This window comes from Streptomyces sp. NPDC002076 (assembly GCF_053593835.1).
Genome location: NZ_JBSFDI010000005.1, coordinates 338,181 through 360,133 on the forward strand (window position 1 = coordinate 338,181; position 21,953 = coordinate 360,133).

The 21,953-nt window shown below is 72.5% G+C and carries 22 protein-coding genes and 4 pseudogenes; 11 read left to right on the forward strand and 15 right to left on the reverse strand.

Annotated features, from left to right (window positions below; genetic code table 11):
* Positions 1–27 precede the first annotated feature (27 nt).
* The 5 genes from ACWCQS_RS13635 to ACWCQS_RS13655 form a co-directional block, all read right to left on the reverse strand.
* On the reverse strand, positions 28–594 hold the full coding sequence (locus ACWCQS_RS13635) for a hydrogenase maturation protease (RefSeq protein WP_451004598.1): 567 nt from the start codon (positions 592–594) through the stop codon (positions 28–30).
* The gene (locus ACWCQS_RS13640; protein ID WP_451004599.1) at positions 591–2,300 is read right to left on the reverse strand and encodes an enoyl-CoA hydratase-related protein; all 1,710 of its coding nucleotides are present in this window, start codon (positions 2,298–2,300) and stop codon (positions 591–593) included. The genes ACWCQS_RS13635 and ACWCQS_RS13640 overlap by 4 nt, the downstream gene beginning before the upstream one ends.
* A gap of 66 nt (positions 2,301–2,366) precedes the next feature.
* On the reverse strand, positions 2,367–2,735 hold the full coding sequence (locus ACWCQS_RS13645) for a hypothetical protein (RefSeq protein ID WP_451004600.1): 369 nt from the start codon (positions 2,733–2,735) through the stop codon (positions 2,367–2,369).
* Between the two features lie 179 nt (positions 2,736–2,914).
* Positions 2,915–3,445, reverse strand: a complete 531-nt coding sequence (locus tag ACWCQS_RS13650) for a hypothetical protein (RefSeq protein ID WP_451004601.1) — start codon at positions 3,443–3,445, stop codon at positions 2,915–2,917.
* 461 nt (positions 3,446–3,906) lie between these two features.
* Entirely contained in the window at positions 3,907–4,194 is a 288-nt protein-coding gene (locus ACWCQS_RS13655) for a hypothetical protein (RefSeq protein ID WP_451004602.1), read from the reverse strand.
* Between the two features lie 243 nt (positions 4,195–4,437).
* Here ACWCQS_RS13655 and ACWCQS_RS13660 point away from each other — a divergent pair, with 243 nt between their 5' ends.
* Positions 4,438–4,881 (forward strand): DUF2267 domain-containing protein, encoded by a 444-nt coding sequence (locus ACWCQS_RS13660; RefSeq protein ID WP_451004603.1) that lies wholly within the window; start codon positions 4,438–4,440, stop codon positions 4,879–4,881.
* Positions 4,882–5,073: 192 nt separating this feature from the next.
* The gene (locus tag ACWCQS_RS13665; RefSeq protein ID WP_451004604.1) at positions 5,074–5,442 is read left to right on the forward strand and encodes an ANTAR domain-containing protein; all 369 of its coding nucleotides are present in this window, start codon (positions 5,074–5,076) and stop codon (positions 5,440–5,442) included.
* A gap of 18 nt (positions 5,443–5,460) precedes the next feature.
* On the opposite strand, the gene ACWCQS_RS13670 is transcribed toward ACWCQS_RS13665, so the two are convergent.
* Positions 5,461–5,610: a hypothetical protein gene (locus ACWCQS_RS13670; protein ID WP_451004605.1), complete on the reverse strand. Its 150-nt coding sequence runs from the start codon at positions 5,608–5,610 to the stop codon at positions 5,461–5,463.
* 247 nt (positions 5,611–5,857) lie between these two features.
* On the opposite strand from ACWCQS_RS13670, the pseudogene ACWCQS_RS13675 reads away from it, so the two are divergent.
* From ACWCQS_RS13675 to ACWCQS_RS13690, 4 genes and pseudogenes are all read left to right on the forward strand, one after another.
* Positions 5,858–6,525, forward strand: a pseudogene (locus ACWCQS_RS13675) (nitroreductase).
* 144 nt (positions 6,526–6,669) lie between these two features.
* Positions 6,670–7,839, forward strand: a complete 1,170-nt coding sequence (locus ACWCQS_RS13680) for an AI-2E family transporter (protein ID WP_451004606.1) — start codon at positions 6,670–6,672, stop codon at positions 7,837–7,839.
* 482 nt (positions 7,840–8,321) lie between these two features.
* A pseudogene (locus tag ACWCQS_RS13685) lies at positions 8,322–8,537 on the forward strand (hypothetical protein); the annotation flags it as partial.
* A 157-nt stretch (positions 8,538–8,694) separates the two neighbouring features.
* Positions 8,695–8,853 carry a hypothetical protein gene (locus ACWCQS_RS13690; protein WP_451004607.1) on the forward strand — a complete coding sequence of 53 codons (159 nt, stop codon included), beginning with the start codon at positions 8,695–8,697 and terminating at the stop codon, positions 8,851–8,853.
* Positions 8,854–8,906: 53 nt separating this feature from the next.
* Here ACWCQS_RS13690 and ACWCQS_RS13695 read toward each other — a convergent pair whose 3' ends face one another.
* Positions 8,907–9,701: an SDR family NAD(P)-dependent oxidoreductase gene (locus tag ACWCQS_RS13695; protein ID WP_451004608.1), complete on the reverse strand. Its 795-nt coding sequence runs from the start codon at positions 9,699–9,701 to the stop codon at positions 8,907–8,909.
* 60 nt (positions 9,702–9,761) lie between these two features.
* The gene (locus tag ACWCQS_RS13700; RefSeq protein ID WP_451004609.1) at positions 9,762–10,283 is read right to left on the reverse strand and encodes a molybdenum cofactor biosysynthesis protein; all 522 of its coding nucleotides are present in this window, start codon (positions 10,281–10,283) and stop codon (positions 9,762–9,764) included.
* 120 nt (positions 10,284–10,403) lie between these two features.
* Here ACWCQS_RS13700 and ACWCQS_RS13705 point away from each other — a divergent pair, with 120 nt between their 5' ends.
* The 3 genes and pseudogenes from ACWCQS_RS13705 to ACWCQS_RS13715 all read left to right on the forward strand — a co-directional run bounded on the left by ACWCQS_RS13705 (position 10,404) and on the right by ACWCQS_RS13715 (position 11,205).
* Positions 10,404–10,640, forward strand: a complete 237-nt coding sequence (locus ACWCQS_RS13705; protein ID WP_451004731.1) for a LysE family translocator — start codon at positions 10,404–10,406, stop codon at positions 10,638–10,640.
* Positions 10,640–11,032: a LysE family translocator gene (locus tag ACWCQS_RS13710; RefSeq protein ID WP_451004610.1), complete on the forward strand. Its 393-nt coding sequence runs from the start codon at positions 10,640–10,642 to the stop codon at positions 11,030–11,032. The genes ACWCQS_RS13705 and ACWCQS_RS13710 overlap by 1 nt, the downstream gene beginning before the upstream one ends.
* Before the next feature lie 80 nt (positions 11,033–11,112).
* Positions 11,113–11,205: pseudogene (locus tag ACWCQS_RS13715) on the forward strand.
* Positions 11,206–11,242: 37 nt separating this feature from the next.
* Here ACWCQS_RS13715 and ACWCQS_RS13720 read toward each other — a convergent pair.
* The 4 genes from ACWCQS_RS13720 to ACWCQS_RS13735 form a co-directional block, all read right to left on the reverse strand.
* Entirely contained in the window at positions 11,243–12,088 is an 846-nt protein-coding gene (locus tag ACWCQS_RS13720; protein WP_451004611.1) for a lysozyme, read from the reverse strand.
* A 151-nt stretch (positions 12,089–12,239) separates the two neighbouring features.
* Complete coding sequence (locus ACWCQS_RS13725; protein ID WP_451004612.1) at positions 12,240–14,096, reverse strand: M1 family aminopeptidase; 1,857 nt, start codon at positions 14,094–14,096, stop codon at positions 12,240–12,242.
* Between the two features lie 221 nt (positions 14,097–14,317).
* A complete protein-coding gene (locus ACWCQS_RS13730) occupies positions 14,318–14,974 on the reverse strand; it encodes a maltokinase N-terminal cap-like domain-containing protein (protein WP_451004613.1) in 657 nt (218 codons plus the stop codon).
* Positions 14,975–15,178: 204 nt separating this feature from the next.
* Positions 15,179–15,415: a hypothetical protein gene (locus tag ACWCQS_RS13735; protein WP_451004614.1), complete on the reverse strand. Its 237-nt coding sequence runs from the start codon at positions 15,413–15,415 to the stop codon at positions 15,179–15,181.
* 147 nt (positions 15,416–15,562) lie between these two features.
* Here ACWCQS_RS13735 and ACWCQS_RS13740 point away from each other — a divergent pair, with 147 nt between their 5' ends.
* Positions 15,563–16,480 carry an SGNH/GDSL hydrolase family protein gene (locus ACWCQS_RS13740; RefSeq protein WP_451004615.1) on the forward strand — a complete coding sequence of 306 codons (918 nt, stop codon included), beginning with the start codon at positions 15,563–15,565 and terminating at the stop codon, positions 16,478–16,480.
* 358 nt (positions 16,481–16,838) lie between these two features.
* Here ACWCQS_RS13740 and pgm read toward each other — a convergent pair whose 3' ends face one another.
* On the reverse strand, positions 16,839–18,479 hold the full coding sequence (gene pgm / locus ACWCQS_RS13745; protein WP_451004616.1) for a phosphoglucomutase (alpha-D-glucose-1,6-bisphosphate-dependent): 1,641 nt from the start codon (positions 18,477–18,479) through the stop codon (positions 16,839–16,841).
* Between the two features lie 159 nt (positions 18,480–18,638).
* Between pgm and ACWCQS_RS13750 the strand changes: the two genes are divergently transcribed.
* Positions 18,639–19,259, forward strand: coding sequence for a DUF4328 domain-containing protein (locus ACWCQS_RS13750; RefSeq protein ID WP_451004617.1), 621 nt, complete (start codon positions 18,639–18,641; stop codon positions 19,257–19,259).
* Positions 19,260–19,269: 10 nt separating this feature from the next.
* Here the strand turns inward: ACWCQS_RS13750 and ACWCQS_RS13755 are convergent, their stop codons facing one another.
* Together ACWCQS_RS13755 and ACWCQS_RS13760 are read right to left on the reverse strand one after the other, a co-directional pair.
* Positions 19,270–20,112, reverse strand: coding sequence for a chitosanase (locus ACWCQS_RS13755; RefSeq protein WP_451004618.1), 843 nt, complete (start codon positions 20,110–20,112; stop codon positions 19,270–19,272).
* Positions 20,113–20,268: 156 nt separating this feature from the next.
* Positions 20,269–21,815, reverse strand: a pseudogene (locus tag ACWCQS_RS13760) (MFS transporter).
* Between the last annotated feature and the right edge of the window lie 138 nt (positions 21,816–21,953).

Genomic DNA, 21,953 nt, shown 5'->3' on the forward strand with positions numbered 1-21,953 from the left:
TGGCCCCGGGCTCCACCGATCTTCCGCTCAGCCGCCCGTCGTGCCGGGCAGCGCAGCCGGGCAGGGGGGCCCGGATTCCATCGGGCGGCCCAACGGGGGCACGGGCGCGCCGGGGTCGGCGAGCAGGGCCGGGATCAGGGTGTGCAGCGCGTCCACGGCCCGGCCGACGGCCTCCCGGACCGGTGTGCTGAGCCCCGGCAGGAGATCCTCGTCGCCGGTCGGCAGCAGTTCGGGCTCGCAGGCCAGGACGAGAACGCGGGGCAGGGGATCCTCGCCGAGGTGTGTGGCGAGGGCGAGCACCTTCGCCGGGTCCATGCCGTGGGCCTCGGGCGCGACGCTGCCGTCGGGCGGTTCGGCCTCGATCAGGGAGAGGGTGCCCGGGTGGTGGCCGCGCCGCGCGGTGTCCACCAGCACGGCGGTGTCGTACCCGTCGAGCAGGTCGTAGGCGAGGTCCATGCCGCGGATGCCGTAGTCGTGGACCCGGACCGCGGGCGGCAGCGGGCGCCGGTCGAGGGCGCGGATCACCTCGGGCCCGAAGGCGTCGTCGGCGAGGAAGATGTTGCCGACGCCCGCCACCAGCAGCCGCGGCGTCACCGGACGGCTCCGGCGGGCACGGACAGGGGCCGGGGTGAGCCGGACGGTGTCTTGCGGACGAAGGCCGAGCGCAGGGCGTGATAGGGGGCCTCGGGGTCGTGGAAGATGGTGTGCATCCGGGCCAGTTCGGCCTCGCGGTAGCCGACCAGCGGGCGTTCGTGGTCGTCCGCGGCGCGGCCGGCGGCCTTGGCGGCGATCCGCGCGTCCACGAAGGGCGAGGACGCGAGTTCGGCCGCCAGCTTCCGGACCACGGCCGGAAAGTCGCCGGGCGCGGCCGGTACGAGTCGGTTGACGAGCCCCAGCCGCTCGGCGGACGCGGCGCTGACGGGCAGGGCCTCGGTGGTCAGCCGGTGGGCGGCTTCCGCGCCGACGCGACGCGGCAGGGTGTACGTCCAGAACTCCGAGCCGTACAGGCCCATGCGCCGGTAGTGCGGATTGAGGACGACGCCGGTGCGGCACCACACCTCGTCGGCGGCGAGGGCGAGCATGGCGCCGCCGGCCGCCGCGTTGCCCGCGAGCGCGGCCACGACCAGCCGGTCGGTGGTGCGCAGTACGGCCTCGACCAGGTCGTCCATGGCGTTGAGGTTGATCCACGACTCCTGGGCCGGGTCGGGAGCGGCCTCGATGACGTTCAGATGGATGCCGTTCGAGAAGAAGTCGCGGTCCCCGCCGAGCACAAGGACGCGGGTGGGCCGGGAGAGCGCGTGCTCGTAGGCGGCGAGCAGCCGCCGGCACTGGTCGGTGCTCATCGCGCCGCCCGGGAAGGAGAAACCGAGGAAGCCGATGTCACCGCGCTGCCGGTAGCGGATGTCGGTCCAGGTCCGGCGGTCGGACGGCAGTTCCAACGGGACGGCGGCCTGCGGGAGTACGAGGGAGGACTCCCAGGCGGCGAGCACGGAGACGGCGGGACGGCGGAAGGGCGCGGGGTCGCCGGAGTTCTTGCGGGGGCGGAGTTCCGGGATCCAGACCGCGCCGTCACGGGTGGCCCGGCAGACGGCGCCCGCCCGCCGGGCGAGGAGTTCTCCGGGGCGGCCGCGCAGCCGGTCCTCGGGGTGCCCGCCGTGCAGGAACACCTCCCGGCCGAGGAGTTCGTCCAGGACGCCCGGCTGCGAGTCGGCGCCGCGGAGTTTGCCCAGGACCGTTTCGGTGTCGTCCCGCTCCCAGTCGATGCGCCGCCGCTCCTGCCGGAACGCGTCGCGCCAGACCACGCGGACCGAGTCGTCGGTCTGCGGCCGGGGTTTGTGGGCGCCTTCGGCGTAGCGCCGTACGGCGGTGAGGACGGCGGCGACGGCGGCGTCGGAGGCCTCGTTGCGGTACAGGTCGCTCTTGCCGACGGGCGGTACCGGGAAGGGCTCCGCCGCCCAGATCGCGCCCGCGTCCATCGCCGCCTCGGCCTGCAGGACCGTCACGCCCCACTCCCGCGCCCCCTCGGCGATGGCCCAGTCCAGCGAGGACGGACCACGGTCACCGGGCGGCCCCGGATGCACGATCAGGCAGGTGTGTTCGCGCCACACGTCCTCGGGCAGCGCCGACCTGAGCATCGGCGCGATGACCAGTTCCGGCCGCCGTTCCCGTAGCGCGGCCCGCACCGGGTCGGCGCCCTGTGCGGCGAGGACGACGTCCACGCGGTGCCCGTGATCCGTCAGTTCGGCGTACACGCGCTGGGTGAGGCTGTTGAACGCGCTGGCGACGAGCAAAATGTCCATGACATGGCATAGTTGCGCTTCTCGGCGAAGTCGTGAAGCACCGCCGCGCCGTTTCGTCCGCCTCGGTCAGGTCTCTTCCTCCATCCGAATAGCGTTCCGAAGCTCCTCGAAAGCCTGGCTCCGGTCGCCCTCGTGGGCCTCCAGCAGCGCACCGGCGATGGCGTCGAGCTTGCGCTGGATCGCGTGTTCGGCCCGCATCTCGGCGTTCTTCAGCAGGGCGAGGAGCAGCAGGGTGACCGCGGTCATGGACTCGCCTGCCAGCAGGAGCAGTTCTAGCCGCAGTTGCGCGACGTGCGCGGCGACGAAGAAGCCGACGAGGAGCAGGCAGAACAGGAAGAACACCGGTGAGCTGGTGAAGTTGGAGGCGTACTCCGCGAACTGCTCGAACCGGCCGCGTCCGGTTCCGCCGCGGTACACGGGGTTCTTGAAGGCCATGGCCGAACCTCACCTCGCGGCGCTCGGGGCATGGGCCGCCATGCCGGCGACTGGCACGCGCATCGGCCTCTCCTCCCTGCCGTCGCCCGGAGCCGGCCGCCCGCCGGCAGACCACGGATCAGCTTCGCAGTACCCCTACGAGGGCATACGACACCGGGCCGGTCCCGCGGATCTCGGGCTCAGGCGGCGACGGTACGGCCCGGTCCGAGCCGGTCCAGGAGCTGGTCGAGGTGGAGCTCGGCCACGGGGGCGAGGAGGTCGGGGTGCCGCAGCAGTGCGGCGGCGCGCCGGTCACCGTCGTCCGGGGCGAGCAGGCGCCGGAACTCGGCCGGCGAGTCCGGGTTGTGCTCGCCCTCGGCGAGTGCCGCTACGGCCAGGCCGGCCAGCTCGGGATCGGTGAGCAGACCCGCCGCCCAGCTGGCCACGACCTCGTCCACCCAGGTCCGCCAGGCCCAGTCGTCCTCCGCGTCCTCCTCGCCGGTGCGCTCGGCACCCGTGGTCCAGTCCAGGCGGGCGGCGCCACCGGGGCCGGCCATCATGACCAGCGCCGCGTCGATCCCGGTCGGGTAGCGCAGCCACGCGGCGACGGTCACCGCCTGCCGGGCCTGCGCCTCGCACAGCGCGGAGGCCAGCGCGCCGCCGCTCGGCGGATAGGCGGCCGTCAGCCAGCGCGCCGTCGCTGCGATGAGGGGGGACAGATCAGTGGGCACAGCCGGACCGTCCGGGATACGAGGGGAAAGGGCTCGACGCAACGGTAGCCCGGCACCGGTCATCTCAGGGCGCGCATGCGAACCAGGTCATATGTGGCATCGCCCACGCCGATCCGCCCCCGCAGTGCGGCCCTGCCGCCCTTGGCCGCGTGTCCCCCCGGGCCCCGGGGCAACTCGCTCCGTCTTCAGGCGCCGGGGCTACGCGCTGCCGACCAGGGAAAGGATCACGAGCTTGCTGGCGGGCGCCGGTCACTGCCGTGCGTACGCAGGCGAGGCCGGCCAGGTCGTCGACGAACCGGGGAGCGACGGTATCCGGCGGGCCGCCGCACCCCGGCTCACCGGCCCGGTGTGCGGGGCCTCGGCGGGCTGACCGGTCACGGACCGGCTGCCCTACGCCTGGACGTGGACAACAGCGGACCGCCGAGAGCCGGGCCGGCGGCGCGGGCGGACGGCCGTACCCGCTATGCGTCCTCCGCGGCCGCGCTCACCGCCACGTCCAGCACACCCTCGTCCTGGAACAGCTCCCAGGCCGGCCCGGTCGGATCCTGGGCGCCCTCCAGACCCAGCAGCACACGGGCGGCGTCGTCCGTGCGGCCGGGCAGTCGTTCGACCTTGACCTGCACGATCCGGAAGCCGCGCCGGGTGCAGGTCTCCATCAGCCGTGGCAGCAGCGCCGGCTCGGCCGGCTGTCGCATCCCCTGGCCGTCGTGGACGTCCCACAGGGGCGCCGCAAGGCCCGCTCCCGTCATGGACACCTCGCAATCGGCTCCGCCGACGTCGGCGTCGCTTCGATGGTCCGCCGTCGATGCCTACCCCGCGACGGGACCGCGACTCCATCGGCCGGGTACCGGCGGCGGCGACCGGGTACTCGGCCGAGTGCCACGGGAGGCCCGGCCGGCAGCGGTGGCGGCGCCGCCGGCCGGGGGCTGCTGCCCGGCCCGCGGCGGGGAGGTACCACACCGTCAGGACTTCGTGAGGAAGGAACCGGCCTCATGCAGCACGACGAGATGATCGGAAAGGTGCAGGCGCTGGCCCGACTGCCGGACCGGGGCTCGGCCGAACGGGCCGCACACGCCGTCGTGAGCACGCTGTCGGAGCGGCTGCCGTCCGGGCTGGCCCGGCATGTGGCCGCACAGCTGCCGCCGGACATGGCGGCGGCGATGAGGGAGGCGGCCGACGCGTCGGCCGGGTCCGACTCCGGTGTGTCGGGCGAGCGGTTCGGGCTGACCGTCTTCGCCGGACGCGTCGCCGACCGGGCGGGCACCGACGAGGACACGGCACTGCGGGAGGCCGCCGCCGTGATGGAGGTGCTCGACGCCGCACTGGCCCCGGAGCTGACCGAGCGGATGGCCGGCGCCCTGCCCCGGGACATTCGCGACCTGCTGCCGGTGGGCCGGGCGGCCGAGGGCGCCGGCCGCACCGGCGAGGAAGGGTGAACGCGCGTCGGCAGGGCCGGAATCCGGCGTACCGGAGCGGCACGGCGGGGCCGGGCCGGTGCACGGACGATCATGTCCTGCGGCACGGCCCGCGCGGAGTGACGGTGCCGCGGGCGCCTGGTTGAATTGGTGTGCAAGCGCCCGTCGAGGGCAGACGTGGCAATGACGCTTCCCACTCTGCAAAGGTGCTCCATGGCCTTCTTCGCTCTCTCCCGGCAGCGGCCGCTGGTTCTGCTCTCCTCGACCGAGCTCGCGGCGGAGTACGAGCGGCTGGTGACCGAGAACGAGCAGTTGCAGCACGCGGTGTCCTCGCACGCGGTGATCGACCAGGCCATCGGAGCCGTGGTCGTCGTCGGGCAGATCGCCCCGGAAGAGGCCTGGCGGGCGCTGCGGGACGTTTCCCAGCGCACCAACACCAAACTGCGGACGGTCGCCGAGCACATCCTGGACTACGTCCAGGGCCGCACGCTCCCCGAACCGGAGCGGATCGAGCTGGGCAGGGCGATCGTCCGCTACCGGCGGTGCGCCGCCCCGGACGAGGGCACGTCGACGAGCCGGTGAGAGCCGGCCCGCAGGAGATCAGCGGCGGCCCGCCTTCATACGGCGGTGCCGGTGGGGCCTGGTGCGGCGGGTCGTCGGGGGATGCAGGATCCATCGGTCCTCGACCTGGTCGAGACCGAAGAGCAGGAGGGTGAGGACGGGGAGCAGCAGTACGGCGATAGTGATCACTGGAGGATCCCCTCTGCCGACGATTCTCCCCGGGTGCCCCGCGCCGACCTGGCCACTCGCGGCGGTTGTGCAGGTCCTGTGAGCACCTCCGCGGAGCTCGCCCGGCTGGAGGCGGCCATTGCCGGCGGCGGCCGCGATGCGGCGGAGCCCGCCGTGTTCCTCGTGCGGGTTCAGCTGGTCAAGGCCGTGTGAGCCGGCTCCCGTCACATCCGCCGGCCGGCTTCCGTCAGTGCAGCGCAAGCGCGGAGTGGATGTGTACGAGGCGGTGGCGAGCCGGCGGGCGGTGCGGGCCTTCACGGAGGAGCCGGTCCCGCGTGCGGCGCTTGAGCGGGTCCTGACCGCCGCCGCGCGCTCACCCTCGGGCGGCAATCTCCAGCCGTGGCACGTCCAGGTGCTCACCGGCGCCCCGCCGGCCGAGCTGAAGAAGCGCACCGGCGAGCGTGCGGCCGCCGGTGACCCCGGCGACGAGCGGCAGTACCGGATGTATCCACCGGAGCCGAAGTCCCCTACCGGGAGCGGCGGTCCGCGGCGGCCGCGCGGCGTCTCGGGGCGCTCGGGATCCGGCGCGGGGACGCGGAGGCCCGCCGGGCGGCCGTCGCCGCGAACTGGCGCTGTTTCGGAGCACCGTGCCTGCTGCTGTGCTACATCGACCGGGACATGGGCGCGGCGCAGTGGGCCGACCTCGGGATGTATCTGCAGACGGTGATGGTGCTGCTGCGGGCCGAGGGGCTGCACAGCTGTGCGCAGATGGCCTGGTCGGTGTATCACCGGACGGTCGCGGAGGTCGTGTCGGCTCCGCAGGAGCTGATCCTTTTCGCGGGTGTGTCGATCGGCTTCGCGGATCCGTCGGCGCCGTTCACGCGGATCGGCCGGGCGCCGCTCGGGGAGACCGTCACGTTTCTCGGCGACGCGTAGGGCGACGGGGATCCGGCCGTCAAACGTCCCCGTCCGGGGGAATGCGCGCGCGGACGCGTTGCGCGCGCCCCGCTTGCGAGTCGCGCTTACGGTTCTTTCAAGTGACCGACCGTCATCAGGGGTGACGGAGAGGAGCCGGGAGCGGTGGTGGGCGATGCGCGTCGGCGGGCGGCCGGGCCGGACGGCGGGCGCCGCAGGGGGCGGGTGCTGGGCAGCCGGCCGGCGTACACCGTGCGGCTTCCGGCCGTCCCGCGCACCGAGCCGGTGCCGGCGGCCGAGCGGACGGTGCCGTGGCTGCGGGTCGGGGCGGCCTACGCCTGGCGGCTCATCCTCGTCGGGGTCGTCGTCTACGGCGTCTTCAGCATCCTCGGCAGCTTCCAGCTCGTCGCCGTGGCCCTGTTCCTCGCGCTGGTCGTCACCTCCGTCCTGCGCCCGCTGACGGACCTGCTGAACCGGGTGCTGCCGCGGCCGCTGAGCGTCGCCGTGGCGCTGCTGGGCAGCATCCTGCTGCTGCTGGCCCTGCTCGCCCTGGTGGGCAATGCCGTGGCGGGTGAGTCGGCCAGGCTGACGGGTGAGTTCCGGGGCGGGGTGCACCGCATCGAGCAGTGGCTCCAGCGGCCGCCGTTCCGGCTGAGCCCGCGCCGGCTGTCCGAGCTGGAGAACCAGGTGACGCACTATCTGTCCGCCCACCGGTCCAGCCTGCTCAGCCGTGCCGTCAGCGGGCTGAGCCGGGTGGTGGAAGTGGTCACCGGGGGCGCGCTCGCGCTGTTCGCCTCGGTGTTCTTCATCCACTCCGGCGAACGTCTGTGGCGCTGGATGCGCGACCAGCTGCTGCCGATCGGCGCCCGGCCGGCGTGGGACCGGGCGGGCTGGGCCGCCTGGCGGGCCTTCGCCGGGTACACGCGCGGCATCATCATCGTGGCCGCGACCAATGCCGTGCTCGTCGGTGTCGCGCTGCTCGTGCTGCGGGTGCCGCTCGCGCTGCCGCTGACGCTGCTGGAGTTCTTCGCCGCGTTCGTGCCGCTGGTGGGCTCGCCGGTCGCGCTCGCCGTCGCGACCGTCGTCGCACTGGCCGGGCGGGGACCGCTGACCGCGCTGGCCGTGCTGGCACTGATCGTCGTGATCGGCCAGCTGGAGGGACATGTGCTGCACCCGCTGGTGATGAGCTGGGCGGTACGGCTGCATCCGCTCGTCGTCGCGGTGTCGGTGATCGCCGGCAGCATCATCGCAGGGGTGATCGGTGCCGTGGTGGCCGTGCCGCTGGTGTCGGTGGTCTGGGCGGTGCTGCGCGCGCTGCGAGCGGTGCCCCCATGACCCGGGCCACATCGACCACCGTGGAGGCCCTGTCGTCAAATTCCCGTCGTCCGCCCGCAGGGCGGGCTCGGCGGCGTTTGGTGCGTGCGATCGCAAGGCGCCGGAGCGCCCTCGTGGCGGAGCCACGTGGGCGGTTCGGCAACGCGGCGAGCGTGCGTGCCAGGCGTCGCCGAGCAGGCGGGAATTTGACGACAGGGCCTCTAGGGGGACATGTCCGAGCACGGTTCCACCACCGACGCCCCCGTCGCCGTACCGCTCAGCGCAGGGCCGCGGTCACCAGGCCGCGGATCTCCTCCTCCGGCACGCCGACTGGACGCCGCCCAGCCCGGGCTGACCTGGGTGCGGGGTGCCTGGTCCCTCCTCGGCCCTCGCGTTCCGCCGACCGCACTGCGTAGGGCGGTGGGCCGCTGGTCACCCGGAGAGGTATGCGATGCGGGCGGACGGTGCGCGGCCGTGTACGGGGTGGCACCCGCGGCATGCGAATGACGTGGCAGGCGCTGTGGCGCGGTGCGGCGGCCGCGGTGCACGGTGTGGCACGGGCCTGGGCCGGACCGTGACGGGAGCGCGATCTGGCCGCCCAGGCGGCGAAGGCGGCGCTGGCCGCGTGGCTGGCCTGGGCGGTGGCGGGCTGCTGGCTGCACGCTCCGATGGCGTTCGTCGCGCCGTGGGTGGCGGTGGTCCTGGTGGAGTCGACCGTGCGCCCCGGCCGCACCCCGAACTCGCGCACCGCTACGCACAGTTCATGCGCCACGCGGCACACGGCACACGGCACACGGCACACGGCACACGGCACACGCGCTGCGGCTCTACAGCCACAGCCGGTTCGGCGACGAGTCCGACGAGCACGAGGACGAGTTGCGCCCGGCCGTGGCGCGGTTGCGCGCGACGCTGGACGATCTGCGCCGGGACCTGGTGCGTGCCACGAGGGACGACCCGGACGAGGTCGCGACATACGGCGCCCTGCTCGCCCAGGCCCACCGGCTGGCCGATCAGCTGGCCGTCTCGGGCACCTGACCGGGCCCCGGCACCAAGCGGCGGAACACCGGCCCGGTGGGCGGGCAGGGCGGTCACACCGTCTTGACCTGGCCGCCGTCGATGGTGAACTCGGCTCCCGTGATGTTGCCCGCCAGCGGGGAGGCGAGGAAGAGAGCCAGGTCGGCGACTTCGTGCGGTTCGGTGACCCGCCCGGTGGAGATGCCCATGCTCTGCGGCACGACGACATCGATGGCTTCCTGCGCGGTGGTGCCGGCCTGGGCCGCCGTGGCCTCGGCGAAGCCGCCCGGCGCGGTCCAGAACGGAGTGCGAACCGGCCCGGGGGCGATCGCGTTGACCCGGACGCCGCGCGGTGCGAACTCCTCGGACAGCGACTTGGTCAGGCTGGTCAGCGCGGCCTTCGCCGCCGAGTAGTCCACAACGACGGGGAAGGGCAGGCGCGCGTTGATGGAGCTGATGTTGACGATGGCACCGCCGTCCGCGGCCAGCAGGTGTGGAAGCGCCTCGCGGCTGGTGCGGACCGCGCTGAACAGGGTCAGATCGAAGATCCGTTGCCATTCGGCGTCGTCGATGTCCAGGAAGCTCGGCCGGGGCGTCGCGGCACCCAGGTTGTTGACCAGGATGTCGACCCTGCCGTACTGCTCCACCGCGAGCCGGACGAGTGTGTGGGGCCCGTCCGCGGTGGCCAGGTCGACCGGGACAGCGGTGGCGCCGTACTTCTCGTGCAGCCCTTCGAGTTCCGGGGTGACACTTCGGCTGCCGGCGACGACGTGTACGCCCTCACGGGCGAAGGCGTCGGCGATGGCGAGGCCGATGCCCTTGCTCGCTCCCGTGACGACAGCGACCTTGTCCTTGAGCTGGAGGTCCATGGCGGTCCTTGTCCTGGTCGGCCCCCTGTACTCACGGTAGGCGGTTCCGGTGTCACCGCCTCAGCGAGGAGGGGTGCCTGGGCGGGACCCCGGCTCGCGCACCCCGAACAGCGCCGGCCCCACGGTGAGGGTGCCGTCGGTCAACGGCCGGCAGCGCACTCCCCCGCCACCACGCAGCGCGCGCTGCGCACCGGGGCCGAGGGTGGCGTCCATCCAGGCGCAGGGCCGGGCCGCGCTGTGCACCGCGAGTTCCACGGGGCCGGTGCCGCAGTCGAGGAAGACGGTCGCGCCGATCCAGGCGTCGATGTCGACCCCGCGCAGCAGGATGTTGCGCCGGGTGCGCAGCAGGTCCGCCGGGTGGGGACCCGGCTGTGGAAGCCGTTCGACGGCCATGAGGGTGATCGAGGCGTTGCGGTGGGCGGGCCGGTTGAAGTACCGGTCGCCGACGAGCCCCAGCCCGGCGCGCACCTCGGCCGTCGTCACCAGTTCCCCGGAGGGCAGTTCGGGCATCCCGTCGCCCGGCCGGCCCGCGAGCCGGTGCACCGGGGAGACCAGCAGCTGAAGGATTTCGACCTGGGGCACACCGCGAGCCTACGACGGCGACGCGCGCCCGCGCTCAGCCGGCCCTGCGCATGGCCCCGCCCAGCACCGGGCGCGGGACGGCGTCTTGTGCCGCCGGCCGGGCTTGGTGATGCTGCCTCGATGCCGACTTCCTTCGTCGCGTTCATCGGCGCGGCCTTCCTGATCGCCATGGTGCCGGGGCCGAGCACCGTCGTCATCCTGCGCCGGGCGGTGGTGAACGGCCGGAGAACCGGCATGGCCACCGTCATGGGGAACGAGTGCGGGGTCCTGCTGTGGAGCCTGGCCGCCGCCTTCGGCCTCTCGGCGCTGCTGCTCGCCTCGCGGATCGCCTACGACGTGACGCGGCTGACCGGGTGATGGGAGCGCGCGCCCTCTGGCAGGCGCGGCGGGCCCGCGTCGAGCACGAGCGGCCGGCGGAGCCGGCCGAGGTGTCGCTGCGGCGGGCGTACGGGCAGGGGCTGGTCTCCAACTTCGCCAATCCCAAGGCGGGCGTGTTCGCCGTCTCCATCCTGCCGCAGTTCGTCCCGCCCGGCGCCCCCGTCCTGCCGGTGCTGCTCGCCTTCGCGGTGATCTGGGTGGTGGTCGACCTCGTCTGCTACGTGCCGCTGGTCTGGCCGGCCGGGCGCGTGGGCGGCGTTCTGCGGCGCCGGCCGTCCGGCGCCGGACGGAGCAGATCTCCGGGGTCGTCCTGGTCGGGCTGGGGGTGCGGCTGGCCACGGAGTCCTGAGGCGGCACCGGGAGCTGCGTAGCCCGGCATGTCAGCGTGATGTCAGCACCCGGTGCCACCGTAGTACTCGTGAACGGCACGGGAGACCGGAGCCGGGAACGAGGAGAGGTGCCCGGAGTGGCTTATCGGGGACCAATGAGCGCGTCTCACGGTCGGGCCTCACGGCCCGCGCAGGTTCAAATCCTGCCCTCTCCGCCGGACCTACCCCGTGCCGGGCGCCCCCGGCACGGGGTCAGCCGGTCGCGAAGCTCTTCAGCCGGTCCGTCGAGCCGTTGAAGCGGTCGCGGTCGCCGACGGTCTTGCCGGAGGAGGTGTACTGCCACATGGCGTACGACGACCAGCCCGACGGCAGTGTCCCGGCGTTCGAGGCATAGCGGGCGATCCACAGCGGGTTGTCGCCGAACCCGGAGTAGTCACCGGTGCACTCGGTCCACCAGTTGGTCGCCGTGTAGATGACGGCGTTCCGGCCGGTGCGGGACTTGTAGCGGTTCAGGAAGTCGCGGATCCAGCCGACCATCTGGCTCTTGGACAGGCCGTAGCAGTCGTCGCCGTACGGGTTCCACTCGATGTCGAGCGCGCCCGGCAGGGTCTTGCCGTCATCGGACCAGCCGCCGCCGTGCGCCAGGAAGTAGTCGGCCTGCGTGGCACCGCCGGCCGAGTCCGGTGTCGCGAAGTGGTACGCCCCGCGGACCATGCCCACGCTGTAGGGGCCGTCGTACTGCTGGGCGAAGTAGGGGTTGGTGTAGGACGACCCCTCGGTGGCCTTCGTGTACGCCCATGTGGTGCCTTCGCTCCACAGGGCCGGCCAGTCGACTTCACCCTGGTAGCCGGCGACGTCCACGCCTTCGGCCTGGCTCGCGCGGATGGTGGTGGGCGGGGCCTCTGCGCCGAAGGCGCGTCCGTCGTGGGCGAGGACGCCCATGCCCATGTACGCGCTGCCGCGCGGGGGAATGCCCGGGACCGAGTCGGGCCGGGCCATGGGACTGGACAGGGTGAGGAGGAGGCCGGTCAGGGCGCCCGTGACGACGAGGCGTGAGCGGCTGGGCTGAAGGGATATGGAGGTTCGCACGGAACCCATCTGACCCGGTGTCGGCCGGTATCGCACCCCGGATACCGCCCAACGAAGCCATCCTGGGTCGAGCTTGGGCCGTATGGGTGGCCCCCGGGTGGCGTACGGGCCGGTCGTGGTGGTCACCCGGAGGCGCGTCCCACGACCGGCCCGCGCCCGATCAGCCGTCGATGCGGTGCTGGGTCCAGAACGAGGTGAGGTCGGTGCTGGTGGCGGCCTGGGCGGCGGCCTTGAACTCGGCCGTGGTCGACACGCCGTACCAGTGGGCGGTCGCGTAGTCCTTCAGCAGCTTGGCCATGGCGGAGTCACCGAGGACGCGGCGCAGGTCGTGCAGGGCGCACTTGCCATAGCCGTAGACGACGGTGGAATAGCGGGAGGAGTGCGCGTCCCAGTAGGCCATTGAGTTGGTGATCTTCTCGGCGCTGGAGGCCCAGGAGACGCCGTTCCAGCAGTTGGTGCCCGACTTGCCGAGGGCGAGATCGGTGGCGTAGTCGGTGAACGCCTCGTCCAGCCAGGGGCTGTTGTACTCGTCGTCGCCGACGATGCCGTACCACCACTGGTGGCCGATCTCGTGGGTGAGGGCGGTGGAGCTGACCACGTCCAGGACGAACCCCGGGTACTCCATTCCGCCGAACCAGTAGTTGTTGTCGAGCACGGCGTCCAGCTCGCCGTAGGGGTAGGCGCCGAAGCGGGCCGCGTGCGCGTCCACGGCGCTCTTGGCGGTGCTGAGCATGGACTGGGCGCTGGAGGAGCTGATGCCGGACACGGAGTAGACGTTCACCGCGACGCCGGCCGCCGAGGTACCGGAGATCTTGGTGAAGGGGCCGGCGGCCCAGGCGAAGTCACGGACCTTCGACGCCGTCGCCGTCGTCACCGTACGGCCGCTGGAGCCGGGTGTGTCGGTGGAGGTGCCGGTGGCCGGGACCAGCAGGCCGCTGGGGTGGTCCAGGGTCACCTTGAAGTCGGCGGCCAGGGAGTAGAAGGACTCGCCGTTGTCCGTGTACGGGTCGAGGTGCCAGCCGGCGCTGTCGCGGACCGCGAGGACGGGCAGGGCGTTGCCGATGAAGCTGTAGGCGCCGTCGTGGCCGAACCGGTCGGCGCCGCTGGGCACGGTGATGCCGAGGTCGAAGCCGATGGTGGCGCTCTGGCCCTGGGCGAGCGGGGCCGGCAGGTCGATCCTGAGCGCGGTGCAGTCCACGGCGGGCGCGCCCGCGGTGCCGCCGGTCACGTTGGTGACGCGGATCGGCATGGCGTCACAGGTGCCGTGGTAGTTGTCCCACAGCCTCAGATAGACCTCGTTCAGGGCGGTGGCGGAGGCGTTGGCGAAGGTCACGCTCTCGTGCCCGGTCCAGACGGTGCCGCTCGTGTCGCTGCTGAGGTTCACCGTGTACGAGGGCGAGGCCGGGGTGCGCGTGGAGTCGCCCGGCGGTGGCGCGGAGCCGCCGGAGGTGTCGAGCGCGACGTCGTCGAGGACGAAGCTCGTCTGGAGGCTGGAGTCCTCGGTCCCCGTGAAGGAGAGAGTGACGGTCTGCCCGGCGTAGGCCGAGACGTCGATCGACTTCTGGACGTACCCGGTGTTCTCGTCGAGGTTCGAGTAGGTGGCCAGCGTCGTGGTGCCGATCTTGGCCGTGAGCTTGTCGTACGCGACGGAGGAGGTCGTCTCGTCCGTGTCGATGTGCAGCCAGAAGGTGAGGGTGGCCGCGTCACAGCCGGCCGGGATGGTGACGCTCTGGCTGAGGGTGTCGGTGTGGGTGCTGCCGACTCCGTCCAGCCAGGCGTAGGAACTGCCGCCGTGGGCGGTCTCGCCGGAGCGGCTGGTGATGACGGTGGAGGAGGACGTCGACCAGGGCGATGTCCCGCTCTCGAAGCCGCTGTTGCCGACGACCTGCGCCGGAGTGCAGGCGGCGGGTGCCGCGGCCGGCCGGGCCGTGGCGGGCGTGCCGGGGAGCACGAGGGCGGTCACCACGGCGACGGTGAGCGCACCGGCGCCGAGGACCTTGTGGGGGGTCGATCTCACACGCTACTCCTTTGCGGCGGCCGGGATTCCCGGCCTGCTCGATGGCCGCCGGCCGGCTGGGGTTCGCCGGGGCGGCCGCTGACGGGGCTTGCGCGATCGCTGCATCGAGAGGTGCGGCGCGCCCTCACGGGGTCAGGGCGCGGGATGCCGGACTTTCGAGAGAGTGCCAGATTTGACCGGGCCATGCCAGATGGGGTGCGGCGTTCCGTGGGGAGGTTCCGTCAGTCGGTGCGCAGCGTCACGTAGACCGCCGTCAGTGCGGTGCCCTGCGGGTCCCGCCAGCCGCGCGCCACATGGCCGAACGCTCCCTCGGGGCACAGCGGCGGGTTCTCGGGGGTGGGGTGCAGGACCCGGTGCACGTGGAGGACCGTGTCGCGCGGCGCGGGGATGCGGGTGCCCGTCCGGTCGTCGGCCGGTTCGGGGGCGAAGCCGTCCAGCGCGAAGGGGGCGCCGGTGCAGGAGCGGATCACCTCGGGGTCGGGGGCGCCGTCGATGCTCTGGGCCTGCGCCTGGGCCCTGCCCTGGATCAGCGACAGCAACTCGGTGACCAGCACCGGGTCGTGGCAGCCGTCGTACACCCAGCGCGTGCCCAGCACTCCGTGCTCCAATGTGCCCACCAGCCCGTGCTCCGCGCCTTCGAGCGGCGCGCCGCGATAGCTCAACGGGACGAGATAGGCAATCGGTTCGGGGGTGGAGGTGTCGGTGGCCACCATGAACTCGATGCCGACCTCGCCCTCCGGGTCGTCCAGCCGGAAGCCGCCGGACTTGGTCAGCACCGGGGCGTCCGGCCCACCGCGGTACCAGGGGCGCGAGGGCAGCCAGTCGGTGAGCAGCTCGAGCTTGGTGGGCTTGAGCGTGGTGTGGTGGATGACGGCCATACCGGCAGGGCTCCTCCGTGGTGCGGATGCTGACCCGCCCCAGCTTCGCACACGTTCCCGCAGGTCACCCGCCTGCCCCTGTCGGCAGCGACTCAACTCGGCTGCTGCGTCGCGCCGTTCGCTACGGGCAGGTCCTCGACGGCCGGTGCCGTGCGCCGGCGCAGGGGACGGACCGGGCGCACCACGGGGCCGCCCGCTTCTCGCTCAACAGCGCGGCTGCGTCCGGGAGCCAACGAGCCCCGACCCCGGACTCCCGCTCGACTGGGGCGGGTTCGCCGAGGCGGAGGGGTAGGCGTGGCAGTCACCGACCCGGTTCGTGCCGGTGGGGGCGAGGCCAGGAGTGAGATCGCTACGGCCGTGGGCAAGGGCCCAGCCGTCGACGGGGCCGGTCACCGTGGCGCCGGTCACCGCGAGCCAGGACGTCTTGTACCCGAACCCCATGGCCTGCTCCCCAACGGCGCCTGAACTCATTGCTTCCCGCTTCTGGTCCGCGAGACCTACCGGACGGTATACAGACCCAGTCGAACGCGCGAGGGCCGCTCCCCGGAGCCGGCACCGTGCGATGAACCGGCCTCAGGGGGAGGATCCATGGCGAACGGCACTGGTGCGGCGGGCGGGGCGAGAGGCCGGCGGGGAGCCGCAGTGGTGGGGGCGGCGCTGGGCGGTTGCGTCCTTGTCGCTGCCGCCACGGCACCGGCCTCCGCGCACTCCGCGGAACACGGTCGCGGCATCGACTACGTCGCCCTCGGCGACTCCTACACCTCGGGCCCCGGCATCCCGCAGCAGGTGGACGCCAACTGCGCCCGCTCCGACCACAATTACCCCTCGCTGGTGGCGGGCCGGCGTCAGGTGAGCACCTTCAAGGACGTCAGCTGCGCCGGGGCGACCACCGCCGAGATGTGGCGGGCGCAGGGCACCAACGCACCCCAGCTCGACGCCGTGCGACGGGACACGGACCTGGTGACGGTGCAGATCGGCGGCAACGACGTCGGCTTCGGCCCGATCATCAGCACCTGCGCCCACCTGGCCGCCCAGGACCCGACGGGCAACCCCTGCGAGCGCTCGTACGAGGCGTCCGGCTACGACCGGCTGGCCCTCGCGATCGTCCAGGCCGCGCCGAAGGTCGACCGGGTGCTGCGGGCCGTGCACGCGAGGGCGCCGCACGCGCGCGTGGCCGTCGTCGGCTACCCGGACCTGCTGCCCGACGACGGCAGCGGCTGCTTCCCGCAGGTGCCGTTCGCGCAGAAGGACTTCCCCTACCTCCGGGACACCGAGAAGCGGCTGAACCTGATGCTGCGTCTGGTGGCCGGGGTGAACCGGGCCGAGTACGTGGACACTTACGGCCCCACGGTCGGGCACGACATGTGCAAGGCGCCCGCGGACCGCTGGATAGAGCCGCTCCAGCCGACCGCGCCCGCCGCCCCGGCACACCCCAACGCCAGGGGAGAGGAAGCCATGGCACAGGCGGTACTGGACAGGCTGGAGGAGGGCCGCACCCACGACTGACCGGGCCGTGGCCTGACTCTGTGGCGGGGCAGGTCTCCCTGGCAGAAGGGCTCCGGGGCCGAGCCGGAATCCATGGCAGGGCCGGGAACCCCGTGGCTGGGCCGGACTCTTGCCGGGTGGGAGTCCCGGCCTGGCCGGCCGCCGAGACCGCACCGGAACCCAGGGGCCGGGCGGGACTCCTGGCAGGCTCCGCGGCCCGGGCCGGACCCGTGCCAGGCCGGACCGCGCCGCGGGTGCCGCCGCCCCCAGCGCCGCCAGGGCCGGCGCCGCGTGCCGGGCCGCCCTCGGGACCTGCCGTCGGGGCCGGCACGCGCACCGGGTCGGCCCGGCCTCCTCACCGTGGCCGCCCGCAGCCGCCTCAGCCGTCGAGCGCGCCCAGTACCACGGCCTGGGCCTCCTCCTGGACCCGGGCGAGGTGCTCGGGGCCGAGGAAGGACTCGGCGTAGACCTTGTACACGTCCTCGGTGCCCGAAGGGCGGGCCGCGAACCAGGCGTTCTTTGTGGTCACCTTGATACCGCCGATCGCGGCGCCGTTGCCGGGCGCCTCGGTGAGGACGCCCGTGACGGCCTCCCCGGCGAGAGTGTCGGCGGTGACCTGGGCCGGTGACAACTTGCCCAGCAGCGCCTTCTGTTCACGGGTCGCGGGCGCGTCGATGCGGGCGTAGGCGGGTTCCCCGAAGCGGGCGGTCAGGTCGGCGTGGTGCTCCGACGGGGTCCGGCCCGTGACAGCAGTGATCTCGGAGGCGAGGAGGGCCAGGAGGATGCCGTCCTTGTCGGTGGTCCACACCGAGCCGTCGCGGCGCAGGAAGGAGGCGCCGGCGGACTCCTCGCCGCCGAACCCGATGCCGCCGCCGGCCAGTCCGTCCACGAACCACTTGAACCCGACCGGAACCTCGACGAGTTGACGGCCGAGGTCGGCGGCGACCCGGTCGATCATCGTGGAGGAGACCAGCGTCTTGCCGATTCCCGCGCCGGCAGGCCACTGGTCGCGGTGCCGGTAGAGGTAGGAGATGGCGACCGCGAGGTAGTGGTTGGGGTTCATCAGGCCCGCGTCGGGGGTGACGATGCCGTGCCGGTCGGCGTCGGCGTCGTTGCCGGTGGCGATGCGGAACCGGTCGCGCTGCTCGATGAGGGAGGCCATGGCGTACGGCGAGGAGCAGTCCATGCGGATCTGGCCGTCCCAGTCCAGCGTCATGAACCGCCAGGTGGGATCGGTGTGCGGGTTGACCACCGTGAGGTCGATGCCGTGCTGATCGGCGATGCGGCCCCAGTAGGCGACGGAGGCCCCGCCGAGCGGGTCGGCGCCGATGCGCACGCCGGATGCGCGGATCGCGTCCAGGTCCAGCACGCTCGGCAGATCGCCGACGTAGGCGCCGAGGAAGTCGTACCGCCCGGTCGTCTCCGCGGCGAGCGCCCGCGCGTACGGCACCCGGCGTACGTCCTTCAGGCCGCCGGTGATGATCTCGTTGGCCCGGTCCTGGATCCAGGAGGTGGCGTCGGAGGCCGCGGGGCCGCCACTGGGCGGGTTGTACTTGAAGCCGCCGTCGGCGGGCGGGTTGTGGGAAGGGGTGACGACCACGCCGTCGGCGAGGCCGGAGCTGCGGCCCCGGTTGCGGGTGAGGATCGCGAGCGACACGGCGGGGGTGGGCGTGTAGCCGTCGGCGCTGTCGATGAGCACGGTGACGCCGTTGGCGGCGAACACCTCCAGCGCGGTGACCTTCGCGGGCTCGGACAGGGCGTGGGTGTCGGCGCCGAGGAAGAGGGGACCGTCGGTTCCCTGGTCCGCGCGGTACTCGCAGATGGCCTGGCTGGTGGCGGCGATGTGGTCCTCGTTGAAGGCGGTCGCCAGGGACGAGCCCCGGTGCCCGGAGGTGCCGAACGCCACCCGCTGCGCCGGGTCGGCCGGGTCCGGGTGCAGTGCGTAGTACGCCGTGACCAGCCGGGCCACGTCCACAAGGTCCTCGGGACCGGCCGGCCGGCCGGCTCGCTCGTGCGGCATGAGTCCGTTCCTCCGAGTCGTCGGATCGATCGCTCACCGCCCATCTTTCCTCGTCAGGGCCCTGACATGCGAGTGGGTACCGCCCTATGATCCAGTGCTCCGATCTTCGTGCCGTGCTGCCGCCCGTGCAGGACGCCTTCCACAGACAGGTCTTCAACCGTGACCGCATCCGCCGTCCAGGCTCCTTGGTTCCTCGCGCGTTGCACGCAGTTCGCCGTGGCAGCGGCGGCCGGCAGCGAACTGGTCCGGGCGCTGACGGCCCGCGCTCATCTGCTGCATCCGGCGACGACCACGGCCTCCGATTTCGGGCAGGCGTCGATGATCTTCGTGAACGCGATGACGGCGGCGGTCGTGCTCTTCCTCCTCTGGTTCGCCCGCTGTTGGCGCAACGCCGGACTGCTTTCGCCCGGCGCGGTGCGCGGCTCTGTCGCGTGGGCCGTTGTCGCCTGGCTGATACCGGTGATGAACCTCTGGGCTCCGCGTGGGCTCGTGCTGGATGTACAGCGCGCGAGCGACCCCGGTGGTGCGGCTGAGGGCCGCGGGAACGTTCTGGTGAACGTGTGGTGGGCGGCCTGGGCCGGGCATGCGGCGCTGTCCCTGGCCGCCATGATCCTGGGCGGCGGCACCTCGCTGCCCCTGCTGGTGGCGTCGGAAGGTCTCAACCTCCTGGCCGCCGTCCTGGCGATCGCCGTGATCCAGCGCATCACGGCGCGGCAGGCCGCCGGGCTGCGTTCCGTGACTCCGGTGCCCGCGCCCGCCGGCCTGCCGCACGCCTCGTAGGACGGGCGCGTCACCCGATGTGGTAGCTGTCCCCGTACACCTTCCAGTCGAGCGGGGTGTTCAGGTCGAGGTTGCCCTTGCGCAGGAAGACCCGCTGCTCGGTGTCGACACGGCTGGTGTCGCTGTGCGCCTCCTCCTGCTTCATGGCCCACACCCGGGCGTCGAGGAAGGCGTTGAGGTACGTCGTCTCGTTGCCGCCCTGCGCCGGGGGCTTGGCGCTGCGCAGGGCGCGCTTTCGGATGTTGCGGAAGCTGGTCGGGTCGTCGCCGTCGCCGTGCATGACGATGGCGTCGTAGTAGCAGAACTGGCCGAGGGTGCGCAGGCCGTCGGCCTTGCCCTGGGCGACCGCGGGGTTGAAGTAGACGCGGTCGCGCTCGTCGTTCTGGCACTGCTGGAACACGGTGTCCTGGGCGGCCTTGCGCCAGTCCTTGGGGTAGTTGGGGTCGAGGCCGTCATGGGAGTCGGAGCCGTTGACCTGGCGCAGGGCGGGCAGGTACTTGGCGAGGACGTTGCCGGGCTTGCGGTCGGCGTACAACTGGACCAGGTCGAGCATGTCGCCGGTGCCGGAACAGAAGCCGATGATGCCGGCGGTGTAGCCGCGGCCGTCGCCGATGTCCTCGATGTACTTGTACTGGGCCTTCCAGTCGAGCGAGGAGTTCTCCGCGCTCGACACCAGTTCCATGGCGATCTCCTTCTTCGCCGGGTCGTCGAGGCCCGATGCCGCCGCCGGGGCGGCGGTCGCGCGCTGGGACACGAGCAGGGCTCCGGAGGCCACGCCGGCGCCGAGCAGGGCGACGACGGTCCGGCGGGATATGTGGGCGGGGGTTGCGGTCTCGCGGTCTGCGTTCACCACAGGGCTCCAAGCGGGAGTGGGGGGTGGGTAGTTGGTCCGTGCTGATCCGCGTCCAACATTGGTAGGAAAGTTTCCTATCAAACACTCGACAGCTCGGTAAGCAGGCTCGCGAGAAGTTCGTACGATCGAACGAGGGCTGGATCGGACAGGTGCGCCTCAGGTGCGCCGCGCCCCGTCCCACTGCTGCACGAAGCTGTACAACTCACGTGACACGGTGATCAGTTCACGCTGCTCCTCCCGCGAACCGACCATCGGCTGCGACCCCTTGAGCGGCACCTGGGCGGTCTCGGGCAGGAACTTCACCGTCAGCAGTCCGATGACCCCGGCCAGCATCAGTTAGTAGGCGGGCCGGCATCAGGTCGTCGCCGGTGGCCGTGACCAGCGCGGCGGTCACCAGCGGGGTGGTGCCGCCGAAGGCGGAGACGGCGAAGTTGAAGCCGATGCCCATCGCCGCGTAGCGGACGGCGGTCGGGAGCACGGCGGGCAGCGTGGCCGCGCTCGGCGCGGCGAAGCAGGCCAGCAGGGTGGCGAGCAGCAGGACGCCGAGGATCGGCGGCCAGGTGCCGTGCGCCTTGATCAGCAGGAAGGCGGGCACGGCCAGCACGATCATCGTCGCGGCGGCGACGGCGTAGACCGGCCGCCGGCCGACATGGTCGCCGAGCCGGCCGATGAAGGTGATCAGCACGACGATCCACACCATGCCGACCAGCACCAGGAGGTCCGCGGAGCCGCTGGAGGGGTGCAGGGTCTCGGTCTGATAGGTCGGCAGATAGCCGGTGACCATGTAGTTGGTGACGTTGTACAGCAGCACCAGACCCACGCAGACGAGCAGCTCCCCCCAGTGGCTGCGGATGATGTCCTTGAACTCACTGGGCGCCGATTCCTGCGCCAGGGCCTTCTCGTGTTCGTCCAGCTGCTGCTGGAGGGCCGGGGACTCCTCCAGTTTGAGCCGCATGTAGAGGCCGATCACCCCGAGCGGTCCGGCGATCAGGAACGGGATGCGCCAGCCCCAGGTCAGCATCTGACCGTCCGTCAGGGACAGATCGAGCACAGTGACCAGGGCCGAGCCGAGGGCATAGCCGACGAAGGTGCCGAAGTCGAGCCGGCTGGAGAGGAAACCGCGCCTGCGGTCCGGCGAGTACTCGGCGACGAAGGTGGTCGCGCCGCCGTACTCCCCGCCGGTGGAGAAGCCCTGGACCATTCGGGCCGGCAGGAGCAGCACCGGTGCGGCGATGCCGATCGTGCCGTACCCGGGGATCACACCGATGGCGAAGGTGCCGACCGCCATCATGATCATGGTGGTGGCGAGCACATTCTGCCGGCCGATCCGGTCACCGAGCGGTCCGAAGAACAGGCCGCCGAGCGGCCGGACGACAAAGGCGGCGGCGAAGGCCGCGAACGAGGAGATGACCTGCGCGGCCGGGGAGGCGCCGGGGAAGAAGACCTTGCCGATGGTGGCGGCGAGATAGCTGTAGACACCGAAGCCGAACCACTCCATGCAGTTCCCGAGCGCGGAGGCGCCCACGGCGTGCCCGATCAGCGGCCGCTCGACGACCTGGACGTCGTCCTTGCCGAACGCCCGTCGGTCACGGCCGAGCCTGCGGATCAGCTCCTCGCGGACCTGGCGGGGCAGCCGCGCCACGGCTTGCGGCGTCCGCGACCGGGCCCGGCCCCTCCCACCCGTCCGACCTCGCACCGCTCACGAGCGCCTCCTCGTCTCACCGCACCGGTCACCGCCTGCCCCCTTGGCCGATTCAGAAACGGAGCCGCTCAATCCCATCCGGTACGGCGGTTGGACTTGCGCGGCGCCCGGGCGCAGGGTGGACGGGCCCGTCCGCACA

What these genes read in the sequence shown, in the direction of transcription:
- ACWCQS_RS13730 (WP_451004613.1), bottom strand. Translation starts at nt 14,974, where the DNA reads ATGGCCGTCATCCACCACACCACGCTCAAGCCCACCAAGCTCGAGCTG.
- ACWCQS_RS13735 (WP_451004614.1), bottom strand. Translation starts at nt 15,415, where the DNA reads ATGGGGTTCGGGTACAAGACGTCCTGGCTCGCGGTGACCGGCGCCACG.
- ACWCQS_RS13655 (WP_451004602.1), bottom strand. Translation starts at nt 4,194, where the DNA reads ATGACGGGAGCGGGCCTTGCGGCGCCCCTGTGGGACGTCCACGACGGC.
- ACWCQS_RS13695 (WP_451004608.1), bottom strand. Translation starts at nt 9,701, where the DNA reads ATGGACCTCCAGCTCAAGGACAAGGTCGCTGTCGTCACGGGAGCGAGC.
- ACWCQS_RS13705 (WP_451004731.1), top strand. Translation starts at nt 10,404, where the DNA reads ATGCCGACTTCCTTCGTCGCGTTCATCGGCGCGGCCTTCCTGATCGCC.
- ACWCQS_RS13720 (WP_451004611.1), bottom strand. Translation starts at nt 12,088, where the DNA reads ATGGGTTCCGTGCGAACCTCCATATCCCTTCAGCCCAGCCGCTCACGC.
- ACWCQS_RS13740 (WP_451004615.1), top strand. Translation starts at nt 15,563, where the DNA reads ATGGCGAACGGCACTGGTGCGGCGGGCGGGGCGAGAGGCCGGCGGGGA.
- pgm (WP_451004616.1), bottom strand. Translation starts at nt 18,479, where the DNA reads ATGCCGCACGAGCGAGCCGGCCGGCCGGCCGGTCCCGAGGACCTTGTG.
- ACWCQS_RS13710 (WP_451004610.1), top strand. Translation starts at nt 10,640, where the DNA reads ATGGGAGCGCGCGCCCTCTGGCAGGCGCGGCGGGCCCGCGTCGAGCAC.
- ACWCQS_RS13665 (WP_451004604.1), top strand. Translation starts at nt 5,074, where the DNA reads ATGGCCTTCTTCGCTCTCTCCCGGCAGCGGCCGCTGGTTCTGCTCTCC.
- ACWCQS_RS13645 (WP_451004600.1), bottom strand. Translation starts at nt 2,735, where the DNA reads ATGGCCTTCAAGAACCCCGTGTACCGCGGCGGAACCGGACGCGGCCGG.
- ACWCQS_RS13660 (WP_451004603.1), top strand. Translation starts at nt 4,438, where the DNA reads ATGCAGCACGACGAGATGATCGGAAAGGTGCAGGCGCTGGCCCGACTG.
- ACWCQS_RS13640 (WP_451004599.1), bottom strand. Translation starts at nt 2,300, where the DNA reads ATGGACATTTTGCTCGTCGCCAGCGCGTTCAACAGCCTCACCCAGCGC.